17 protein-coding genes are annotated in these 18,629 nt (G+C 71.7%); 8 read left to right on the forward strand and 9 right to left on the reverse strand.

The window, feature by feature from the left end:
* Positions 1-222: 222 nt before the first annotated feature.
* Complete coding sequence (locus ACWKZU_RS04370) at positions 223-477, reverse strand: hypothetical protein (protein WP_449281175.1); 255 nt, start codon at positions 475-477, stop codon at positions 223-225.
* 90 nt (positions 478-567) lie between these two features.
* Complete coding sequence (gene trmB, locus ACWKZU_RS04375; protein WP_449281176.1) at positions 568-1,314, reverse strand: tRNA (guanosine(46)-N7)-methyltransferase TrmB; 747 nt, start codon at positions 1,312-1,314, stop codon at positions 568-570.
* A 231-nt stretch (positions 1,315-1,545) separates the two neighbouring features.
* Between trmB and aroQ the strand changes: the two genes are divergently transcribed.
* Positions 1,546-1,986 carry a type II 3-dehydroquinate dehydratase gene (gene aroQ / locus ACWKZU_RS04380; protein WP_449281177.1) on the forward strand — a complete coding sequence of 147 codons (441 nt, stop codon included), beginning with the start codon at positions 1,546-1,548 and terminating at the stop codon, positions 1,984-1,986.
* A gap of 77 nt (positions 1,987-2,063) precedes the next feature.
* Here aroQ and ACWKZU_RS04385 read toward each other — a convergent pair whose 3' ends face one another.
* The 7 genes from ACWKZU_RS04385 to ACWKZU_RS04415 form a co-directional block, all read right to left on the reverse strand.
* Positions 2,064-2,906 (reverse strand): CPBP family glutamic-type intramembrane protease, encoded by an 843-nt coding sequence (locus tag ACWKZU_RS04385; RefSeq protein WP_449281178.1) that lies wholly within the window; start codon positions 2,904-2,906, stop codon positions 2,064-2,066.
* A gap of 83 nt (positions 2,907-2,989) precedes the next feature.
* Positions 2,990-3,784 carry a hypothetical protein gene (locus tag ACWKZU_RS04390; RefSeq protein ID WP_449281179.1) on the reverse strand — a complete coding sequence of 265 codons (795 nt, stop codon included), beginning with the start codon at positions 3,782-3,784 and terminating at the stop codon, positions 2,990-2,992.
* The gene (locus ACWKZU_RS04395; RefSeq protein ID WP_449281180.1) at positions 3,781-4,863 is read right to left on the reverse strand and encodes a DUF1700 domain-containing protein; all 1,083 of its coding nucleotides are present in this window, start codon (positions 4,861-4,863) and stop codon (positions 3,781-3,783) included. The genes ACWKZU_RS04390 and ACWKZU_RS04395 overlap by 4 nt, the downstream gene beginning before the upstream one ends.
* Positions 4,860-5,225, reverse strand: coding sequence for a PadR family transcriptional regulator (locus ACWKZU_RS04400; protein WP_449281181.1), 366 nt, complete (start codon positions 5,223-5,225; stop codon positions 4,860-4,862). The genes ACWKZU_RS04395 and ACWKZU_RS04400 overlap by 4 nt, the downstream gene beginning before the upstream one ends.
* A gap of 71 nt (positions 5,226-5,296) precedes the next feature.
* Entirely contained in the window at positions 5,297-6,814 is a 1,518-nt protein-coding gene (locus ACWKZU_RS04405; protein ID WP_449281182.1) for a tripartite tricarboxylate transporter permease, read from the reverse strand.
* Between the two features lies 1 nt (position 6,815).
* Positions 6,816-7,430: a tripartite tricarboxylate transporter TctB family protein gene (locus ACWKZU_RS04410; RefSeq protein WP_449281183.1), complete on the reverse strand. Its 615-nt coding sequence runs from the start codon at positions 7,428-7,430 to the stop codon at positions 6,816-6,818.
* On the reverse strand, positions 7,427-8,458 hold the full coding sequence (locus tag ACWKZU_RS04415) for a tripartite tricarboxylate transporter substrate binding protein (RefSeq protein ID WP_449281184.1): 1,032 nt from the start codon (positions 8,456-8,458) through the stop codon (positions 7,427-7,429). The genes ACWKZU_RS04410 and ACWKZU_RS04415 overlap by 4 nt, the downstream gene beginning before the upstream one ends.
* Before the next feature lie 140 nt (positions 8,459-8,598).
* On the opposite strand from ACWKZU_RS04415, the gene ACWKZU_RS04420 reads away from it, so the two are divergent.
* The 7 genes from ACWKZU_RS04420 (at position 8,599) to ACWKZU_RS04450 (ending at position 18,542) form a co-directional block, all read left to right on the forward strand.
* The gene (locus ACWKZU_RS04420; protein ID WP_449281185.1) at positions 8,599-9,852 is read left to right on the forward strand and encodes an ATP-binding protein; all 1,254 of its coding nucleotides are present in this window, start codon (positions 8,599-8,601) and stop codon (positions 9,850-9,852) included.
* Complete coding sequence (locus ACWKZU_RS04425) at positions 9,849-10,652, forward strand: response regulator transcription factor (RefSeq protein WP_449281186.1); 804 nt, start codon at positions 9,849-9,851, stop codon at positions 10,650-10,652. Before ACWKZU_RS04420 ends, ACWKZU_RS04425 begins: the two co-directional genes overlap by 4 nt.
* Positions 10,653-10,690: 38 nt before the next feature.
* Positions 10,691-13,087, forward strand: coding sequence for an ATP-binding cassette domain-containing protein (locus ACWKZU_RS04430; protein WP_449281187.1), 2,397 nt, complete (start codon positions 10,691-10,693; stop codon positions 13,085-13,087).
* Between the two features lie 40 nt (positions 13,088-13,127).
* Positions 13,128-14,093: a LysR substrate-binding domain-containing protein gene (locus tag ACWKZU_RS04435; protein WP_449281188.1), complete on the forward strand. Its 966-nt coding sequence runs from the start codon at positions 13,128-13,130 to the stop codon at positions 14,091-14,093.
* Between the two features lie 298 nt (positions 14,094-14,391).
* Positions 14,392-15,675, forward strand: coding sequence for an MFS transporter (locus tag ACWKZU_RS04440; RefSeq protein WP_449281189.1), 1,284 nt, complete (start codon positions 14,392-14,394; stop codon positions 15,673-15,675).
* A gap of 81 nt (positions 15,676-15,756) precedes the next feature.
* The gene (locus tag ACWKZU_RS04445) at positions 15,757-17,055 is read left to right on the forward strand and encodes a M20 family metallo-hydrolase (protein ID WP_449281190.1); all 1,299 of its coding nucleotides are present in this window, start codon (positions 15,757-15,759) and stop codon (positions 17,053-17,055) included.
* On the forward strand, positions 17,052-18,542 hold the full coding sequence (locus ACWKZU_RS04450) for an amidase (RefSeq protein ID WP_449281191.1): 1,491 nt from the start codon (positions 17,052-17,054) through the stop codon (positions 18,540-18,542). The genes ACWKZU_RS04445 and ACWKZU_RS04450 overlap by 4 nt, the downstream gene beginning before the upstream one ends.
* Positions 18,543-18,629: the final 87 nt, after the last annotated feature.

Here is an 18,629-nt window from a genome sequence, read left to right on the forward strand (position 1 = left end):
CGTGCCGAGCGCGCCGGCGCGCGACACCCCGCTCGCGAGCGCCCCGCCGGCCACCCCGCCCAGCGGCGCGCACGCCACCGGCGCCGCGAGCCCCAGTCCGGCGGCCCAGTCCGTCCGTGATCCGTCCATCCTCGTTCCCTCCGTCGTCGTTCCCCGCGCCGCACGCGATCCCGCGATCCCGTCGGCGCCGCACGATCCTCCGCCGCGCGATCCCGGCCCGGGTCAGCCCTGCGCCGCCAGCCGCACCCGCGCCCACCGCACCTCGCGGGGGTCGTTCAACACGAGCATCTCCACCACCTCGCCGCCGTCGCAGCGCAGCAGCTCGACCGTGGCCGCGGCGTCGCCGACGCGTGCGACGCGCACGGCGCCGCCGGACAGCTCCCACCGCTCCACCGCCGCGGGTGGTGCGACCGACGAGCTGTGGCCGGCCCGCGCCGCCTCAGCGCCCTGGTCGGTGGCCGCGGGATCCTCGCTCATGCTCCCACCGTACTCCTGGCCGCGCCGTCCGGGGCTCCCCGGCGACCCGTTCGCGGCCGAGCCGGGTTCAGCGGCGACGGCGCCCGGCCGTCACACTCGCCGGTAGGCGAGATCCCGGATCGCGCGCCCCTTGTCGGCGCCCTTCTTCTCGAAGGCGGTGAGCACGCGCCCCTCGAAGCGCTCGGCCCACTCCCCCGTGAAGTCGCGCTCGAACGCCGGTGCGGCGTCGAGCACCTCACGCATCTGCTCGGCGTAGTCCTCCCAGTCGGTGGCGAGGCGCAGCACGCCGCCGGGACGCAGCGCGAGCGCGGCGATGCGCGCGAAATCGGCGCTGACGAGGCGGCGCTTGTGATGGCGGGCCTTCGCCCACGGGTCGGGGAAGAACACCCAGACCTCGTCGACCGACCCCGCCGGCAGGTACTTCTCGAGCAGCTCGGGGGCGTTCACCTCGGCGAGCCGCAGGTTCTCGAGGCCCGCGAGCTCGGCCCGGATGATGGTGCGCGCGAGCCCGGCGCGGAACACCTCGACACCGAGGAAGTTCGTCTCGGGGTGCATCTCGGCCGCGTGCAGGATCGCGTGCCCCTGCCCGGTGCCCACCTCGACCACGAGCGGGGCGGTGCGGCCGAAGACGCGCTCCGGGTCGCCGACGACGCCGTCGGCGACGCTCGTCGCGGCGCGGCCGTGCGGGATGTCGAGCACGTAGTCGGCGTGATGCGCTTCCCAGGCGCGCTCCTGCGAGGGGGTCATGCGGCCGCTGCGGCGCACGAACGACACCGGCTTGTCGCGGAAGGTGCTGGGGTCGAAGCTCTTGTGCGGGAGGGGCTGCTGCTCGGTCACCCGTCTACGGTAGCCGATCCCGCGTCGCTTCTCCCCGGCCGGGCCCCTCCGTCCCCTCGCCCCGTCATCCTCCGATCGCAACCGCGCCGCGCCGTCCTCCTCCTGCTCCCCTCAACCGGAACCCGCATTCCCGAACGGCTCCTCCGGGAGACGGGAAGCAGCCGTTCGGGACTCCGCGCGATCGGCGCCCAGTAGCATGGGGGTACGGTTTCGACGCGGAGGGAACGCACCATGACCAGACGGATCCTGCTGGTGAACGGCCCCAATCTCAACCTGCTGGGCACGCGCGAACCCGAGATCTACGGCGACGACACGCTCGCCGACGTCGAGGCGCTCGTCGCGCGTGTGGCGGGAGACTTCGGCCTCGACGTGCGCGCCGTGCAGAGCAACCACGAGGGCGCGCTGATCGACGCGATCCACGCCGCGCGCGAGGACTGCGCCGCCATCGTCATCAACCCGGGCGCCTTCACGCACACCTCGATCGCGCTGCGCGACGCGCTCACGGGCGTCGCGCTGCCGGTCGCCGAGGTGCACATCTCCAACGTGCACGCGCGCGAGGCCTTCCGCCACCACTCCTACATCTCGGACATCGCGGACTGCGTGGTCGTGGGCTGCGGCGTGCAGGGCTACGAGTTCGCCGTGCGCCGCCTCGCCGCCATCATCGCGGGGTAGGGGCCGACTCGGCCCCGCCCCGACCTGTCCGCTCGAGCGGAGGCATGGGACGCGCACCGAATCCCGCCGCCCGCGCCCTACGGCACCGTGATGAAGATGTCGAACAAGTGGGGGTTGTGGGCGTGGACCAATACCGCGAACACCACCGCGTCGAACAGCAGGTGCACCGTCACCACGTAGGCCAGCGAGTGGGTGCGCAGGTAGATGTACCCCTGCATCAGGGCGAACGGGATCGTGAGCAGCGGCCCCCAGGAGCGGTAGCCGAGCTCCCACAGGAACGAGACGAACACGATCGTCTGCAGCGCGTTCGCCGCCCAGGGCGGGAAGTGCCGCAGCAGCACGGTGAAGACGGTGCAGATGAAGAAGAGCTCGTCCCAGATCCCGACGGCGCCGACGCCGACGAACAGCCGCGCGATGAGGTCGGGGCTGTCGACGACGGGCCAGTTGCGGTACACCCCCGATGAGATGAAGTACCAGGGCAGGATCAGCCAGCCCAGCACGAGCACCGCGATCAGCCAGCCCCAGTGCAGTCGTCCCCAGCGGCCGGATCCGAACCACGGGAAGGCCGTGGCCCGGTCGCGGTAGAGGAAGCGCGACACGAGGTAGGGCACCGCGACCGCTCCGCCCAGCGCGAGCGTGAAGGCGATCATCGACCAGTTGTCGAGATGGGCGGCGAGCGGGATCGAGCGCACGATCGCCAGGCCGATCGCGATGAGGGACAGGTCGCGCAGCAGCGAGGGGGTGCGGGGGATCTCCCGGCCCCCGCTGTGCTCGGCGCCCCACGCGAGGATGAGGCCCGCGATGAGCAGCTCGAAACCGAGCACCGGCTGCTCGAGCACGAAGAAGGCGGGAGCCGCCAGGCAGACGATCAGCGCCGCGGTCAGGTGCAGCGGCCGCACGTGCCCGGGTTCCTCCCTCATGCCCCCAGCGTAGCGATGGGCGGGCGTCGGACGTGCACGGCGAGGCGCGCGTTTCCGCGCTCGACGTGCACGCCGCGCCGACCTCAGTCGAAGTACTCGGTGGTGGCGGGCCAGTCGCGTCCGATGAAGGGCGCGGCCCGGCGTTCGAATTCGTCGCGCTCCGCGGCGCGCACCGTGGCGATGCCGTAGCCGATCTCGACTCCGGAGATGAGCCAGCCGTATTCCTCGGCCTCGGCGAGCGCATCGGCGTCGAGGCGGGCGTCGGTGACCGAGACGTCGAGGAACTCGCTGCCCCGCAGAAAGGTGCGCCCGGTGATCGTCGCGCTCCCCTCCCACGCGTCCTCGGGCCCGGCCTCGAGCCCCGCGGCCTCGGCGATCTCGGCGACGCGGTCGAGCAGCCCGGGCCAGTCGGATCGCGGGATCGTGGCCTCTCCCCGCCAGACGGGAGAATTGTAGAGCCGGAGCATCGACTCCCCGCCGTAGCCGTTCGCGGTCTCGGGCATCCACTCGTTCGGGTCGCCGGCGGTGCTGCGATGCTCGGCTGCGGGATCCCGGATCTCGACCGTCTCGCCGTCACCCGTCCGCAGCTCCCAGGGGGCCACGCCGTACTCGGCCTCGAGCATGGACCGGATGCTGCCGATGAGTTGCACCTCACGCCGGGGCACGTCCTCGACCACCGGGCCGGCGAGCACCGCCTCGACGTCGGTGAACGCGTAGGCGGGGAACCCGCCCCAGTCGAGGGTCACGTACTCCCCGTCGGCATCGACGTAGGTGGTGCTCGGGGGCTGAGGAGCGCACGCCCCGAGGCCCAGGACGATCCCGGCTGCCAGGCCCGCGGCCGCGCAGCGGCGGGCGCGGGCGGCGAACGGACGCATCATCGGGAGCCCTCCCCGGCGCCGACCCCGCGCCCCGCGCCGCCGACACCCGTATGCTCTGCTCCCTCGCCCGCGGCGTCCGCGCCGCCGGAACCCCCGGCACCGGTCTCGGCGCCCCGGCCTCTCCGAATCGTGCTCGCGGCGATCCCCGTGCTCCCCACGACGAGCAGCATGCCGCCCGCCCACCACGCGGCCAGGAACAGCATGCCCGCGTCGACCAGGGCGAGCACGAGCAAGGCGAGGCCCGCCGCGGCGGTCGCGGAGTAGGCCCAGCGGAGCCCGCATGCGAACAGCACGGCGAGCAGCAGGAACAGCGCGATCGCGGCGGCGGCCGGCCAGCCGAGCGCGACGGAGCCGCTCATGACGCCGGCTACGGCGAGCAGCGCGGGCAGTGCGATGAGCACCCCGGCGAAGATGCGCCACAGCGGGGCGCGCACGAGGTCGAGGCCGTGCTCCACGCGCCAGGGCACCACCGTCGCCGCCCACATCGTCACGACGAGCGGCACGAGGAAGAGCCCGCGGCCCTCCCCCGCCAGCGCCGCCAGCGCCGTCATCACGACCGTGACGGTGACCGCCGCGATGAGCCGCGTGCGCCTCGGCACGAGAAGCGGGAGCAGGCTCAGGATCACGGCCGCGCCGCAGAGCACAGCCGTGCCGGCGACCGCGCCGTCGGCGGGTCCCCCGCTCCACGGATCGGCTACCGGAGCGAGCATCGCGATCGCGTACGAGGTCAGGAGCGCGACGATGACGGAGGTCCACCCCAGCAGCACGAAGGCCCGGTTCGCGCGGGCGCGATCCTGCGCGGCCGGGCCGGTGCGATCCGATGCCGCCGAGCCCGCACGATCCGGCGGGACCGGTGCGACGAGGTCGAGCTCGGTGCGGAACTGCTCCGCCACCTGCTCGACGGGTCCGAGCGCGGCCAGAGCCTCATCGGCGCTCCGGCCCGCCTCGAGCGCGTCGTCGAGGTGCGCGCTGACGTCCTCCAGGATCGCCGTGCGCGGCCCGGCGGGCACCTGCTCCAGCCGGGTCTCGAGCTGCCGCAGGTACGCAGTGATCCGCGTGTCGCGGTGTTCGGTGGTCATCTCTTCTCCTGCTCGTCGGCTGCGGTTTCGATGAGCGCCTCGACCTCGTGGGCGAGGGATCCCCACACCGCGGCGAACCGCTCGAGCTGCGCCCGCCCGTACTCGGTGATCGCGTAGTAGCGGCGGGGCCGCGATCCCCCGGAGTCACCGGCGCCCTCCCAGCGAGTGTCGACGGTGCCGGACTCCCGCATGCGGGCGAGCAGCGGGTAAAGGCTGCCCTCGCTCGCGCTGAGGGCGCGCTCCATGAGTTCGTTCGCGAGTTCGAGGCCGTACATATCGCGCTGGGAGAGCAGCGCGAGCACGCAGTACTCGAGCACCCCCTTGCGGAGGTTGGTCGCGATCTTCTCGCTCTGCGTGTCCACAGGCCCAGGTTATCTTGCGTAGCAAGTATTGTCACGCAAGATCAGAACCTCGGCGGAGCCGGCCGTGGGAGTCAGACGCGTGCTGCGACGCGGGCCTTCCTGCGCTCGACGATCTTGCCGCGCACCGCGAACGCCACGACGAGCAGCAGCAGGGCGTAGAGGGTGATCGGGATCGGCCCCTGCACGAGCACCGAGAAGTCGCCGTTCGCGCTCATCGCGGCGTCGCGCAGGCTCGTCTCCGCGAGCGGGCCGAGCACCATGCCGATGATGAGGGGCGCGAGCGGGTAGTCGACGGCGCGCATCACGAATCCGACGAGCCCGATGGCGAGCAGGAGCAGCAGGTCGAAGGTCTTGCCGGAGGTCGCGTAGATGCCGAGGGCGCAGACCATGGTGATCCCCGCGTACAGATAGGGCCGCGGGATCAGCAGCAGCTTCGCCCACACCATCGCGAAGGGCAGGTTGAGGATGAGCAGCACGATCATCGCGATGAAGAAGCTCGCCAGCAGGGCCCACACGAGGTCGGAGGAGCGCTCGAAGAGCAGCGGTCCGGGCTGCAGGCCGTACTGGCGGAAGGCGGCGAGCATGATCGCGGCGGTGGCCGAGATCGGCAGGCCGAGCGCGAGGAGCGCGCCCATCGCCATGCCCGTGGTCGAGTTGCCCGCGGCCTCGGGCGCGGCCAGGCCGCGGATCGCGCCCCTGCCGAACTGCGGGTGCTTGCGGCGCGCATCGAGCCGCTTCTCGAGGCCGAAGGCCAGGAAGGTCGGGATCTCCGATCCGCCGGCCGGCACGACGCCGAAGGGCATGCCGATCGCGGTGCCGCGCAGCCAGGCCGGCAGCGCCTCGCGGAACTCGCGGCCCGAGAGCCAGGGGCGGCCCTTCGGGCGGATCAGCCTGCCGCCGCCGATGTGCCGGTCGAGGCAGGCCACGTAGATGACCTCGCCGAGTGCGAGGATCGCGACCGTGACGGTGACGAGCGAGACGCCGTCGAAGAGGTTCGGCGAGTCGAGCGTGAACCGGGGTGCGCCCGAGATCCCGTCGACGCCGATGACGGCGATCCCGAGCCCGATGAACAGCGATGCGAGACCCTTCACGGGGTTGTCGGTGACCACCGACGAGGTGGCGACGAAGGCGAAGAGCGCGAGCGCGAAGAACTCCGCCGGCCCGAACTGGGTGGAGAAGTCGGCGAGGGCCGGTGCCATGAAGACCACCACGATCGAGGCGATGAAGCCGCCCGTGAACGCGCCGATGGCCGCGGTGGCGAGCGCCTGGGCGGCGCGGCCGTCGAGCGCCATCTTGTGGCCCTCGAACGTCGATGCGATGGCCGACGCCTGGCCCGGCATGTTCATGAGGATGCTCATCGTGGAGTCGCCGAAGAGGCCTCCGAAGTACACGCCGGAGAACATGATGAACGCGGCCGTGGGCTCGAGCGCGAAGGTGACCGGCAGCAGCAGCGCGACCGCCATCGACGATCCGAGCCCCGGCATCACGCCGACGGCGGTGCCGAGCAGGCACCCGATGACCACCCAGAGCAGGTTCTGCCAGGTGAGCGCTCCCGCGAATCCCTCCGCGAGCAGTTGCAGCGTATCCATGTCAGAACCCCCATCCGAGCACGCCCGACGGCAGCGTCAGGCCGAGCAGCATGTCGAACACGATGTAGGCGATCGAGCTCGCGGTCAGGCCCACGAAGAGGTTGTAGACCACCCGCTTCGACCCGAACGCGCGCGCCACGCACCAGAAGAGCAGCATCGCCGCCACGATCCACCCGAGCACGGGCAGCAGCAGCGCGAAGCCGATGAACGATCCGACGATCCAGGCGAGCGAGCCCCAGTCCACCCCGACGCGCTTGACCGCGCGCACCGGGGCGGCCTCGATCTCCTCGTCGGCGAGAAGTTCGATCTCCTCGGTCGGCTGGCCCGCTCGCGCGCGGGCCTCCGCACGGTCCCGCAGCGCTCGCACGATCAGCAGCACCGCGAACAGCAGGAGCCCGGCGGCGATGACCGCGGGGAAGAACCGTGGCCCCGGGAAGACGACGCCCTCGGGCACGCGCATGGTCGCGATGCCGAGCAGCAGATAGCCGGCGAACGCGACGAGCAGCGCCGGCATGATGAGATGCTTCACGAGTGCGGCGCCGGGGTTCGCCCGGCCGATCTCGAGTTCCTCGCCCACGACCGCCGAGACGGCGGTGGGATTGTTCGACGGCGTCATTGGCCCATCTCCTCGTACAGCTGCGCGATGCGGTCGTGCTCGTCGGCGAGGAAGGCGTCGAGCTCCTCGCCGGTGATCACCTTCTCGGTCCAGTGGTAGCGGCGCATCGCGTCCTCCCACTCGGGGGTGGCGAGCGTCTCGAGCACCAGCTCGACCAGAGCGTCGGCGTCCTCCTCGTCGAGCCCGGAGGGGGCCGAGAGGGAGCGCCAGTTGGTCAGGGTGATGTCGAAGCCCTGCTCCCGGGCCGTCGGGATGTCGATCCCCTCGACCGGCTCGGGTGCGACGAGCGCGAGCGCCCGCAGCCGGCCCGACTCGATCTGGTCGATGTTGTCGGGGTAGCCTCCGGCCGCGGCCGCCACCGTGCCGTTGAGCATCGCCTGGATCGCCTCGCCGCCGCCGTCGGATGGGATGTAGGTGACGTCGACCGGGTCGACGCCCGCGGCGAGCGCGAGGTCGGTGACGACGAGCTGGTCGAAGGATCCGCCTCCCGACCAGGGCAGCGCCTTCGGGTCGGCGCGCCAGGCCTCGACCAGGTCGTCGAGGGTGCCGTAGGGCGAATCCGCGGGGACGACGATGACGTCGTACTCCTCGACGACGGTCGCCAGGGGCGTGACGTCGTCGAGGGTGGCCGCGGAGTCGAACTGGATGGTCGCCGCGAGCAGCCCGGTGCCGCCCACGAGCAGGTTGTTCGGCTGCCCGGAGAGCACCGAGACGTTGCCGAGCGCGATCGTGCCGCCGGCGCCGGGCATGTTGACCACCTGCACGTTGTTGACGATGCCGTTCGCCTTCATGGCCTGCTGCATCTCGCGCGCCACGCCGTCCCAGCCGCCGCCGGCCGCGGCGGGGGCGATGACGGTCATCGAGTTGCGGATGTCGGATCCGAGGGCCGCGGAGCTGACCGAGCCGTACGACGCGATGCCGATCGCGGCCGCGGCCACGAGGCCGCCGATCACGCGCGCCGCCGTTCTCCCGGCCCGGTTGCGGGGAGGAGGCGGCTCCTGAGCGGACTCCACCGATGCTGCCCTCATTGCTCACTCCTCCGTGCGACTCCGTTGTCATCTGAACGCGGTTACTAGAATGACAACAGGGACGGCGAACGGCCCGCTCGCACGCATTTGTGCTCTTTGATGCTCACAGCTCGGCGGCGGGCCCACGAGGAGGTGGATCGGTGTCGATTCGGACCAGGCCGCTCGCGATGCGCCTGGCGATCCTGCTGCTCCCGAGCCTCATCGTGCTCGTCTGCGTCGGGCTCACCGCGGCGATCGCCGTCGCCGTGCAGGAGCGCAGCATCCGCACCGCGACCGGCGAACGGGTGCAGGAGGTCGCGACGACGCTGGCGCGGCTGAGTCAGGTCCGCGAGGCGCTGCAGCGCGCCGAGGACGACGGCACCGGTGCCGGGCGCGAGCGGTCGACGGCCGAGCTGCAGCCGCTCGCAGAGGTCGTCGAGCACGCGGCCGGCGTGGACTTCGTGGTCATCACGGACGCGGCAGGGCTCCGGATCACCCACCCCACGGCGTCGGAGCGCGGGAGGCCGGTGTCCACCGACAACGCGGCGGTGCTGGCCGGGGAGGAGTTCCTCGGCACGGAGATCGGCACGCTCGGCCCGACGCTGCGGGCCAAGGTGCCCGTGCGCGACGCGGACGGCGGGGTGATCGGCACCCTCTCCGTCGGCATCCTCGAGTCGCACATCTCGGCCGAGCACGACGAGGCGCTGGCGCAGCTGCTGCCGTGGGCGCTCGGCGCGCTCCTGCTGGGGACCCTCTCGAGCTCGCTGCTCGCGACCGCCTTCGAGCGGCGCTTCCGCCGGCTCGACGAGGCGTCCCGGGAGCACGAGCGGCTGCGGCGCACCGCCTCGGCGCTGCGCGAGCAGTCGCACGAGTTCAGCACCCGGCTGCACGTGATCCACGGCCTCGTCTCGCACGGCGACACCCGGGAGGCGCTCGCGTACATCGACGGCGTGGCCCCCGTGCTCACCGGCGAGCCGGACGAGACGCTGGAGGGGCAGCCGCTGCTGCGGGCCACGGTGGAGGCGCTGCGGGCCGAGCTCGGCGCCCTCGGCGCGCGACTCGAGACCGTGATCGACGTGACGGACGAGATCGACGAGGAGGTGCTGCTCGTGGTCTCCAATCTCTGCCGCAATGCCGGCGAGGCCGGCTCGGGCCTGGTGCGGTGCGCGCTGCGGCAGGAGGGATCGCGGCTGCGGGGCGCCGTGGAGGACGACGGGCCCGGCATCGATCCGCGGGAGGCCGAGCGGATCTTCGCGTCCGGCTACTCCTCGAAGCCCGATCCGACGGGCACCGGCCGGGGGCTCGGGCTCGATCTCGTGCGCCGCGCGGTGACCGCCCGCGGCGGCACGATCGAGCTCGGGGGATCCGAGCTGGGCGGGGCTCGCTTCGCGTTCGAGATGGCGGTCGCACGGTGAGCGATGAGCCGATCCGCGTGCTCGTCGTCGACGACGACCCGGGGGCCCGCGCGCTCCACGGCCGCTTCGTCTCGGGCGCACCCGGCTTCTCCCTCGTCGGCACGGCCGGTACCGGGGAGGCCGCCGTGCTGCGGGGCCACCGCGGAGGCGTCGACCTGATCCTGCTCGACATGCGGCTCCCCGATATCAGCGGCGTCGAGGTCCTCCACCGCCTGCGCACCCTCGGCGCCCGCTCCCCCGACGTGCTCGTCATCAGCTCCTCCCGGGACCAGGTGACGGTGCGGCAGGCCCTCGCGGCCCACGTCGTGGGATACCTCGTGAAGCCGTTCACGCAGGAGGCGCTGCGCGAGCGCCTCCGCGTCTACCGGGCCGAGCGCCGGGCGCGGGAGCGGAACGAGCGGGATCGCCCCCTCGCCCAGGGCGAGATCGACCGGCTGCTCTCCACGGGCCGGATCCGCATCCCGGGATCCGCCGCGAGCGGACCGTCGCGCCCGGCCGGCGCCGCTCCGGCTCCGGCGACGGCCGCAGCCGCCTCCGCACGGCCTCGCGCGCGGCTGCCGAAGGGCCTCTCCGAGGTGACGCTCGCGCGGGTCGTCGAGGCCCTCGACCCGGTCTCGCCCGTCTCCGCCGCCGAGCTCTCGGAGCGATGCGAGATCTCTCGGGCGACCGCCCGGAGGTATCTCGACTACCTCGTCTCGGAGGGCGCCATCGATCTCGCGCACCGCTACGGCAGGCGGGGCCGGCCGGAGGTGCTCTACCGCCTGGCGCCGTCGCACCTCGGCGGCGGCGATCAGGAATGAGGAAGCCCGGTGTCCGCGGCCCGCGCTACCCTGGCTCCATGACCGACGCACACGCCGCCGACGCCGCCGCACACCCCGCCGACCGTCACGACCGCATCCGGGTGCAGGGCGCCCGCGAGCACAACCTCAAGGACATCAGCGTCGACCTGCCGAAGCGCCGGCTCACCGCGTTCACGGGGGTCTCGGGCTCGGGCAAGAGCTCGCTCGTGTTCAGCACCATCGCCGCGGAGTCGCAGCGCCTCATCAACGAGACCTACAGCGCGTTCGTGCAGGGCTTCATGCCGTCGCAGTCGCGGCCCGACGTCGACGTGCTGGAGGGGCTGACGACCGCCATCATCGTCGACCAGGAGCGCATGGGCGCCAACCCGCGCTCCACCGTGGGCACGGCGACCGACGTCAACGCGATGCTGCGGATCGTCTTCTCCCGGCTCGGGCAGCCGCGCATCGGTTCGCCCAACGCCTTCTCCTTCAACATCGCGTCGATCAGCGGCGCCGGAGCCGTGACGATCGAGAAGGGCGGCAAGCAGGTCAAGGAGCGCCGCAGCTTCGAGATCCTGGGCGGCATGTGCCCGAAGTGCGAGGGCCGCGGCAGCGTGAGCGACTTCGATCTCGGGGAGCTCTACGAAGCCGAGCAGACGCTGAGCGGGGGCGCGCTGAAGGTGCCCGGCTACAGCATGGACGGCTGGTACGGGCGCCTGTTCTCGGCGCTGCTGCCGATGGACACGCCGATCCGGGACTTCACCGAGCAGCAACTCGACGACCTGCTGTACAAGGAACCGACGAAGATCAAGATCGAGGGCACCAACCTCACCTACGAGGGGCTGATCCCGCGCATCCAGAAGTCCATCCTGTCGAAGGATCGCGAGGCCATGCAGCCCCACATCCGCGCCTTCGTGGATCGCGCGATCGTCTTCCACTCCTGCTCCGACTGCGGCGGCACGCGGCTCAACGAGACGGCGCGATCCTCCAAGATCGACGGCCGCTCCATCGCCGACGTCTGCGCCATGCAGATCACCGACCTCGCCGAGTGGGTGCGCGGCATCGAGGATCCGGGCATGGCGCCGCTCATCGGGAAGCTCGTCGACACGCTCGACTCGTTCGTGCAGATCGGCCTCGGCTACCTCTCGCTCGACCGGCCGACTGGCACGCTCTCGGGCGGCGAGTCGCAGCGCACCAAGATGATCCGGCACCTCGGATCCGCCATCACCGACGCGACCTACGTGTTCGACGAGCCCTCGATCGGGCTGCACCCCCACGACATCCAGCGCATGAACCAGCTGCTGCTCCGACTGCGCGACAAGGGCAACACGGTGCTGGTGGTCGAGCACAAGCCCGAGATGATCGCGATCGCCGACCACGTGGTCGACCTCGGGCCGCGAGCGGGCTCGGACGGGGGCGAGATCTGCTTCGAGGGCACCGTGGCGGGGCTGCGCGCCTCGGGCACCCTCACGGGCAGGCACCTCGACGATCGCGCCCGGCTCAAGGACTCCGTGCGCAGCGCCACGGGGGCCATCGAGGTGCGGGGCGCGGATCTGCACAACCTGCGCGGCGTCGACGTCGACGTGCCGCTCGGCGTGCTGTGCGCGATCACCGGCGTGGCGGGCTCGGGCAAGAGCTCGCTGATCCACGGCTACGTCTCGAAGCGCGAGGGCGTCGTCGCGGTGGACCAGGGCGCGATCAAGGGATCGCGCCGATCCAACCCCGCCACCTACACCGGACTGCTCGACCCGGTGCGCACGGCCTTCGCGAAGGCCAACGGCGTGAAGCCCGCGCTGTTCAGCGCGAACTCGGAGGGCGCGTGCCCGGAGTGCAAGGGCGCCGGCATCATCTACACCGACCTGGGCATGATGGCCACCATGGAGAGCGTGTGCCAGGTGTGCGAGGGCAAGCGATTCGACGCCGCCGTGCTCGAGTACACGCTCGGGGGCAGGAGCATCGCCGAGGTGCTCGACCTGTCGATGTCGGAGGCGCTCGAGTTCTTCTCGGCGCCCGAGTCGAAGATCCCGAAGGCGGTGAAGATCCTCGAGCGCCTCGTCGACGTGGGCATCGGCTACATCAAGCTCGGGCAGGCGCTCTCCACGCTCTCGGGCGGCGAGCGCCAGCGTCTCAAGCTGGCCATCCACATGATCGAGGACGCCGACGTCTACGTGCTCGACGAGCCCACGACCGGCCTGCACCTGGCCGACGTGGAGCAGCTGCTCGGGGTGCTCGACCGGCTGGTCGACGCCGGCAGGAGCGTGATCGTGATCGAGCACCACCAGGCCGTGATGGCGCACGCCGACTGGATCATCGACATCGGGCCGGGCGCCGGTGCGCAGGGCGGCACGATCGCCTTCGAGGGCACCCCTCGCGAGCTGGTCGACGCCGGTGCGACGCTCACCGGGCAGCACCTCGCCGAGTACGTCGCGGCGGAGCGCACGACGGCTCGGCCCTGAGCGCGCTCCGGCGAAGGCGCGGTGCGAAGGAGAGCAGGCGATGTCGGATCCACGATTCACGCTGACCCAGCTGCGGTACTTCAGCGAGGCGGCCCGCGCGGGCAGCATGACCGAGGCCGCCCGCCGCCTGCACGTCTCGCAGCCCGCGCTCTCGTCGGCGATCAACCAGCTCGAGCGCGATCTCGACGTGCAGCTCTTCGAGCGCGTGCCGCGCAGGGGGATCCGGCTGACCCCGGCCGGCCGGCAGTTCCACCTCGACGCCGAAGGCCTGCTGTCGCACGCGGAGGGGGTGCTGGAGCGGACGGGGAGCTTCTCGCGCGCGCTCAGCGGCACCCTGCGCGTCGGCATGTACCTTCCGCTGGCTCCGTTCCGCGCTCCGGCGCTGCTCCAGGCCTTCGCCCGGCGCCACCCGAGCATCGCGGTGCAACTGTTCGAGGCCGACCACGACCGGCTCGTCGAACTGCTCGACAACCGGGAGATCGATGTCGCGATCGCGTACGACATGGCTCCGTTCGAGGGGCACCACACCGAAGCCCTCGAGGTCATCCCCCCGCACATGATCGTGGCGCCGGAGCACCCGCTCGCCGGATCGGAGGCCCCGGTCAGCCTCACGAAGTTCGCCGGCGACCCGCTCGTGCTGCTCGACCTGCCGCACACCGCCCACTACTACCTGAATCTCTACCGCTCCCTGGGTCTCACACCCGAGGTGCGCTACCGCATCCAGGGTTTCGAGACCGTCCGCGGCCTCGTCGGCCGCGGATTCGGCGTCGCGCTCCTGAACCAGCGCATGGGCCACGACCTCACCTACGGGGGCGCGCAGGTCCGGTCCGTCGAACTCGAGGAGGACCTGCCGGGCCTCACACTGCCCCTCGTGCGCCGCAGCGAAGAGGAGTCCCAACGGGTCGGGGCGTTCACCGAGGTCTGCCGTCGCCTCTTCTCCAGTTCCGGCCCCACCCCCGAAGCGGGCACCGCAGCAGGGGAAAAAGCTACGCTTTCGCATAACTGATTTCTATGCGAACGAAACACTGCCGCACCGAGAGCAGCCCGGGCAGAGCGCCGAGTTCCGCTCCACGACGGGGATCCTGGCCCATCGAATGCTTGAGAACACCGGGCACGAGTCGCCCTCACGAGGCCGGATCGCGCCCAGCACCCGATCACACCGACCCGAGGCAAGAATTTCTCGCATTGACAGAAACTATGAGAACTCCCTAGATTCTGGGTCCATGACTCCTCGTAGCAATGAAGCTCAGTCTCCGCCCCGACCCGTCGACGCGCTCGATCGTCCCCGTCCCGGTATCACCCCGATGCAGCGCCGCGTCCTCGCCGGCGCGAGCGTCGGCCAGTTCATCGAGTTCTACGACTTCGCCCTCTACGGCGTCTCGGCGGTGGTGCTGGCGCAGCTCTTCTTCCCCTCGGACAACCCGCTCACCGGCCTGCTCGTGCTGTTCGCCACCTTCGGCGTCGCGTTCTTCATCCGCCCGCTGGGCGGGCTCTTCTTCGGCTCGCTCGCCGACCGGGTCGGACGCCGCAACGTGCTCGTCATCACGCTGCTCACCATCGGTGTCGCGACCACCGGCATCGGCCTCCTGCCGACCTTCGAGACCATCGGCGTCGCGGCGCCGATCCTGCTGGTGCTGCTCCGCCTGCTGCAGGGGCTCTCGGCCGGCGGCGAGTCGGCCGGCGCCCCGTCGTTCGTGTTCGAGCACGCGCCCGTCCACCGCCGGGGCCTCTTCGTCAACATCACGCTCGCCGCGACTGCGCTGCCCTCGGTCTGCGCCGCGTTCTTCGTCCTCTTCCTCTCCTCCTCGATGAGCGACGAGGCCTTCATGTCCTGGGGGTGGCGGATCCCGTTCGTCATCGCCCTCCCGCTCGCGCTCATCGGGCTGTGGATCCGCGCGAAGACCGAGGAGTCGCCGGCGTTCAAGGAGATGATGCGCGAGCAGGCGGCGCGCGACGGGGACGCCGAGCGGGGGTCGCACACCACCATCCGCGAGGCCTTCCGGAAGAACTGGCTGCAGATGATCCAGGTCGTGTTCGTGATGGGCCTGACCGCGATGGGCTTCTACTTCCTCTCCGGCTACTTCATCTCCTACGTCTCGACCACCGGGAACCTGAGCCGCGACCAGTCGCTGCTGCTCAACGGCGCGGCGATGCTCGCGTACACCGTCCTGCTGCCGATCGCCGGCGCCATCGGGGACCGGATCGGCCGCAGACCGATGCTCATCGGCGGTGCGCTCGCCATCGCGGTCCTCGCGATCCCCGCGTTCTCGCTCGTGACCAGCGGCAGCGTGGGCCTCGCCCTCGTCGGCCAGCTGATCTTCGTCGTCGCGATCTGCTTCTATGGCGGCGGCTGCTACACCTTCTTCATCGAGGTGTTCGACACCAGGAACCGCTTCACCTCGGCGGCCTTCAGCTACAACCTCGGCTACGCGATCCTCGGCGGCACCGCACCCTTCATCGGCACGGCGCTGGTCGAGGCCACGGCGGTGCCGTACTCCCCGGCCTTCTACGTCATCGGCGTCGCCCTGCTCACGCTCATCGTGATGGCCGTCACCCGGGTGCCCGAGACGCGCGGCTGGACCAAGTAGCCCCGGGCTCCCCGCCGGCGCAGGCCCCCGACCCCACCCGACACCCCACCGGAGAAGACGCAGAACATGAAGGAACAGACCATGCCCATCCATCAGGCCGCCGCAGACGCGTTTCTGCAGGACTTCCACGACGTCGCCGCGATCGGCGCCACCGAACACGGCGGCGTGGAGCGCCAGGCGGCCACGGAGGAGGACCGCAGGACCCGCGACTGGTTCTCGGAGTTCGCCCGCTCACGCGGCTGGTCGGTCGATGTCGACGGCATCGGCAACGTGTTCGCCACGGTGGAGCTCGTGCCCGGCGCTCCGGCGATCCTCAGCGGCTCGCATCTCGACTCCCAGCCGCGCGGAGGCCGCTTCGACGGGGCCTACGGGGTGATCGCATCCCTGCACGCCGCGGCCGAGATCCAGCGCCGCGTCGAGGCCGGCGAGCTCGACCCCGAGTACAACCTCGTCGTGGTCGACTGGTTCAACGAGGAGGGCAGCCGGTTCGCCCCCTCGATCATGGGCAGCTCGGTGTTCTCGGGGCTGATGGACCGGGAGCAGATCCTCGCGGTGCGCGATCTCGACGGCTGCACGGTGCGCGAGGCGCTCGCGGGGATCGGGTACCTCGGCACGTCGCAGGGACCGCGCGAGCTCGCGGGCTACGCGGAGGTGCACATCGAGCAGGGGCGCATCCTCGAGCGGGAGGGGGTCGCGCTCGGGGCGGTCGACTCGAGCTGGTACACGCAGAAGCTCGACATCGAGATCATCGGCGAGCAGTCCCACACCGGAGCCACGGCGATGGCGGATCGTCGAGACGCCCTCGTGGGCGCCGCGCGCGTGACGCTGCTGGTGCGCGACATCTGCGCCGAGTACCCCGACGAGTCGCTCGTCTCCTCCGTGGGCCAGATCACGGTGGAGCCGAACTCCCCGATCGTGGTCAACAGTCACGTGCACCTCGTCGCCGATCTGCGCGCGAACGATCCCGGCATCGTCCGCGGCGCGCGGGACGCGCTCATCGAGCGGTTCCGCCGGGTCGCCGAGGAGGAGCGCCTCGAGATCGTCGCGAAGGACTTCGACATCCGGCCGAATCGGTATTACCCGCAGGAGGGCGTCGAGCTGCAGGAGCGCGTCGCCGACTCCCTGGGTCTCGGCATCCGCCGTATGCAGACGATGGCCGGACACGACTCGGTGGCCCTGAACACGGTCACTCCGTCGGTGATGATGTTCGTACCGTCGGTCGACGGCGTCTCCCACTGCGAGCGCGAGCTCACGCGGGACGAGGACCTGGTGAACGGCCTCGCAGCGATCACCGGCGTGATCGCGGAGATGCTGACCGGGGCGCTCGACGGGGTGGCCTATCCGGGCAGCCCCGCCGTCGCCGAGGCGGTGGGGCGGTGACCGGGCGGCAGCTGCACGCGCTCGGGGCGATCGACGCGCTGCGCGCCTTCCGTTCCGGCGCCCTCTCCCCGGTCGATCTGATCGATGCGGTCGCGGAGCGGATCGAGGCGGTGGATCGCAGCGACCCGGACGGGTCGGGATCCGTCAACGCCGTCGTGCAGACCCTGGACGGGGCGCGCGAGGCCGCCATCCGCGCCGAGCGCCGCTACCGCTCCGGGGTCGACGAGCCGCTCGGCGCCGGCTCGACCGCGCTGCTCGGCCTGCCGATCGCGACGAAGGAGAAGCACGGGATCGCGGGCGAGCCGCTCAGCCAGGGCCTCGTGGCGCTGCGCGACGAGCGCGCCGAGGCCGACCACCCGCTGATCGAGCGGATCACCGCCGCGGGCGGTATCGTGCACGCCCGCACCGCCTCGCCCGAGTTCAGCTGCGCGACGGTCACCCACTCCCGGCTCTGGGGCGTGACGCGGAACCCGTGGAATCGCGCGCTCTCCCCCGGCGGCTCCTCCGGGGGCGCGGGCGCCGCCCTCGCCGCCGGCTACGCGCCGCTGGCGACCGCCTCGGACATCGCGGGCTCCACACGGATCCCCGCGGGCTTCTGCGGGGTGGTCGGCTACAAGGCCCCGTACGGCAGGATCCCGGGGCTGCCCCCGCTGTCGGCCGACTGGTACCGCGGCGACGGCCCGATGGCCCGCTCGGTCGCCGACACGGCGCTCCTGACGAACGTGCTCACGGGGATCCACCCCGTCGATCACGGGACGGTGCCCGGAGAGGGGCGCATCCCGCTCGAGTACCCCGATGCGGCGGAGCGGCTCGCCGGTCGGCGCGTGGCCCTGTCGGTGCGACTCGGGGACTATCCCGTGCACCCGGATGTGCGCGACGCGATCCTGCGCCTGGCGGAGCTCCTCGCCGACGCGGGAGCGATCGTCGAGGAGGTCGAGCTCCCGTGGACGAGCTCGGAGATCCGCGAGATCACCATGGGCCACTTCGGGCACATCCTGGGCCCGGCCATGGCCCGGCTGACGGAGGGGATGCCGAGCCTCGCGGACTACACCGCCCGCTTCATCGCCGACGCCCGCGCGGCGGGCGAGCGGATGAGCCTCGTCGAGACGCTCGCGGGAGAGAGCCGGATGCAGGCGGAGCTCGCCCGTGCCATGGACGGCTTCGACGTGCTGCTCACCCCGGTCAGCGCGGTCGACGGCCTCGTCGCCGACGCCGACTACCTCGACGGGATCGACGTCCCGGATCCGGACGCCTCGGAGAGCGGCGGGGAGCTGCACCTCGAGCACTACTGGCAGGCCCACATGACCGTGCCCTTCAACGTCGGCAACCGCTGCCCGGTGCTCGCGGTGCCCGCCGGGATGGCGGGCAACGGCGTGCCGATCGGCGTGCAGATCGTCGGACACCCCTACGCGGAGGAATCGGTGTTCCGCGTCGGAGCCGCCGTCGAGCAGCTCCAGCCCTGGCCGCTCCTGGCGCCGCTCGCGTGAGAGGCGGAAAACGCGGCCGATTCCCCGAGAACACCCGTGTTTTCCGCCACTCGCCGGCGCCGGGGCCCCCGGGCGCCGGCAGCGCGG

This window comes from Leucobacter sp. (assembly GCF_053528595.1).

Coding starts and splice junctions, on each gene's coding strand:
- ACWKZU_RS04405 (WP_449281182.1), bottom strand. CDS start 6,814: ATGGATACGCTGCAACTGCTCGCGGAGGGATTCGCGGGAGCGCTCACC.
- ACWKZU_RS04415 (WP_449281184.1), bottom strand. CDS start 8,458: ATGAGGGCAGCATCGGTGGAGTCCGCTCAGGAGCCGCCTCCTCCCCGC.
- ACWKZU_RS04430 (WP_449281187.1), top strand. CDS start 10,691: ATGACCGACGCACACGCCGCCGACGCCGCCGCACACCCCGCCGACCGT.
- ACWKZU_RS04395 (WP_449281180.1), bottom strand. CDS start 4,863: ATGACCACCGAACACCGCGACACGCGGATCACTGCGTACCTGCGGCAG.
- aroQ (WP_449281177.1), top strand. CDS start 1,546: ATGACCAGACGGATCCTGCTGGTGAACGGCCCCAATCTCAACCTGCTG.
- ACWKZU_RS04385 (WP_449281178.1), bottom strand. CDS start 2,906: ATGAGGGAGGAACCCGGGCACGTGCGGCCGCTGCACCTGACCGCGGCG.
- ACWKZU_RS04435 (WP_449281188.1), top strand. CDS start 13,128: ATGTCGGATCCACGATTCACGCTGACCCAGCTGCGGTACTTCAGCGAG.
- ACWKZU_RS04410 (WP_449281183.1), bottom strand. CDS start 7,430: ATGACGCCGTCGAACAATCCCACCGCCGTCTCGGCGGTCGTGGGCGAG.
- ACWKZU_RS04370 (WP_449281175.1), bottom strand. CDS start 477: ATGAGCGAGGATCCCGCGGCCACCGACCAGGGCGCTGAGGCGGCGCGG.
- ACWKZU_RS04440 (WP_449281189.1), top strand. CDS start 14,392: ATGCAGCGCCGCGTCCTCGCCGGCGCGAGCGTCGGCCAGTTCATCGAG.
- ACWKZU_RS04445 (WP_449281190.1), top strand. CDS start 15,757: ATGCCCATCCATCAGGCCGCCGCAGACGCGTTTCTGCAGGACTTCCAC.
- ACWKZU_RS04390 (WP_449281179.1), bottom strand. CDS start 3,784: ATGATGCGTCCGTTCGCCGCCCGCGCCCGCCGCTGCGCGGCCGCGGGC.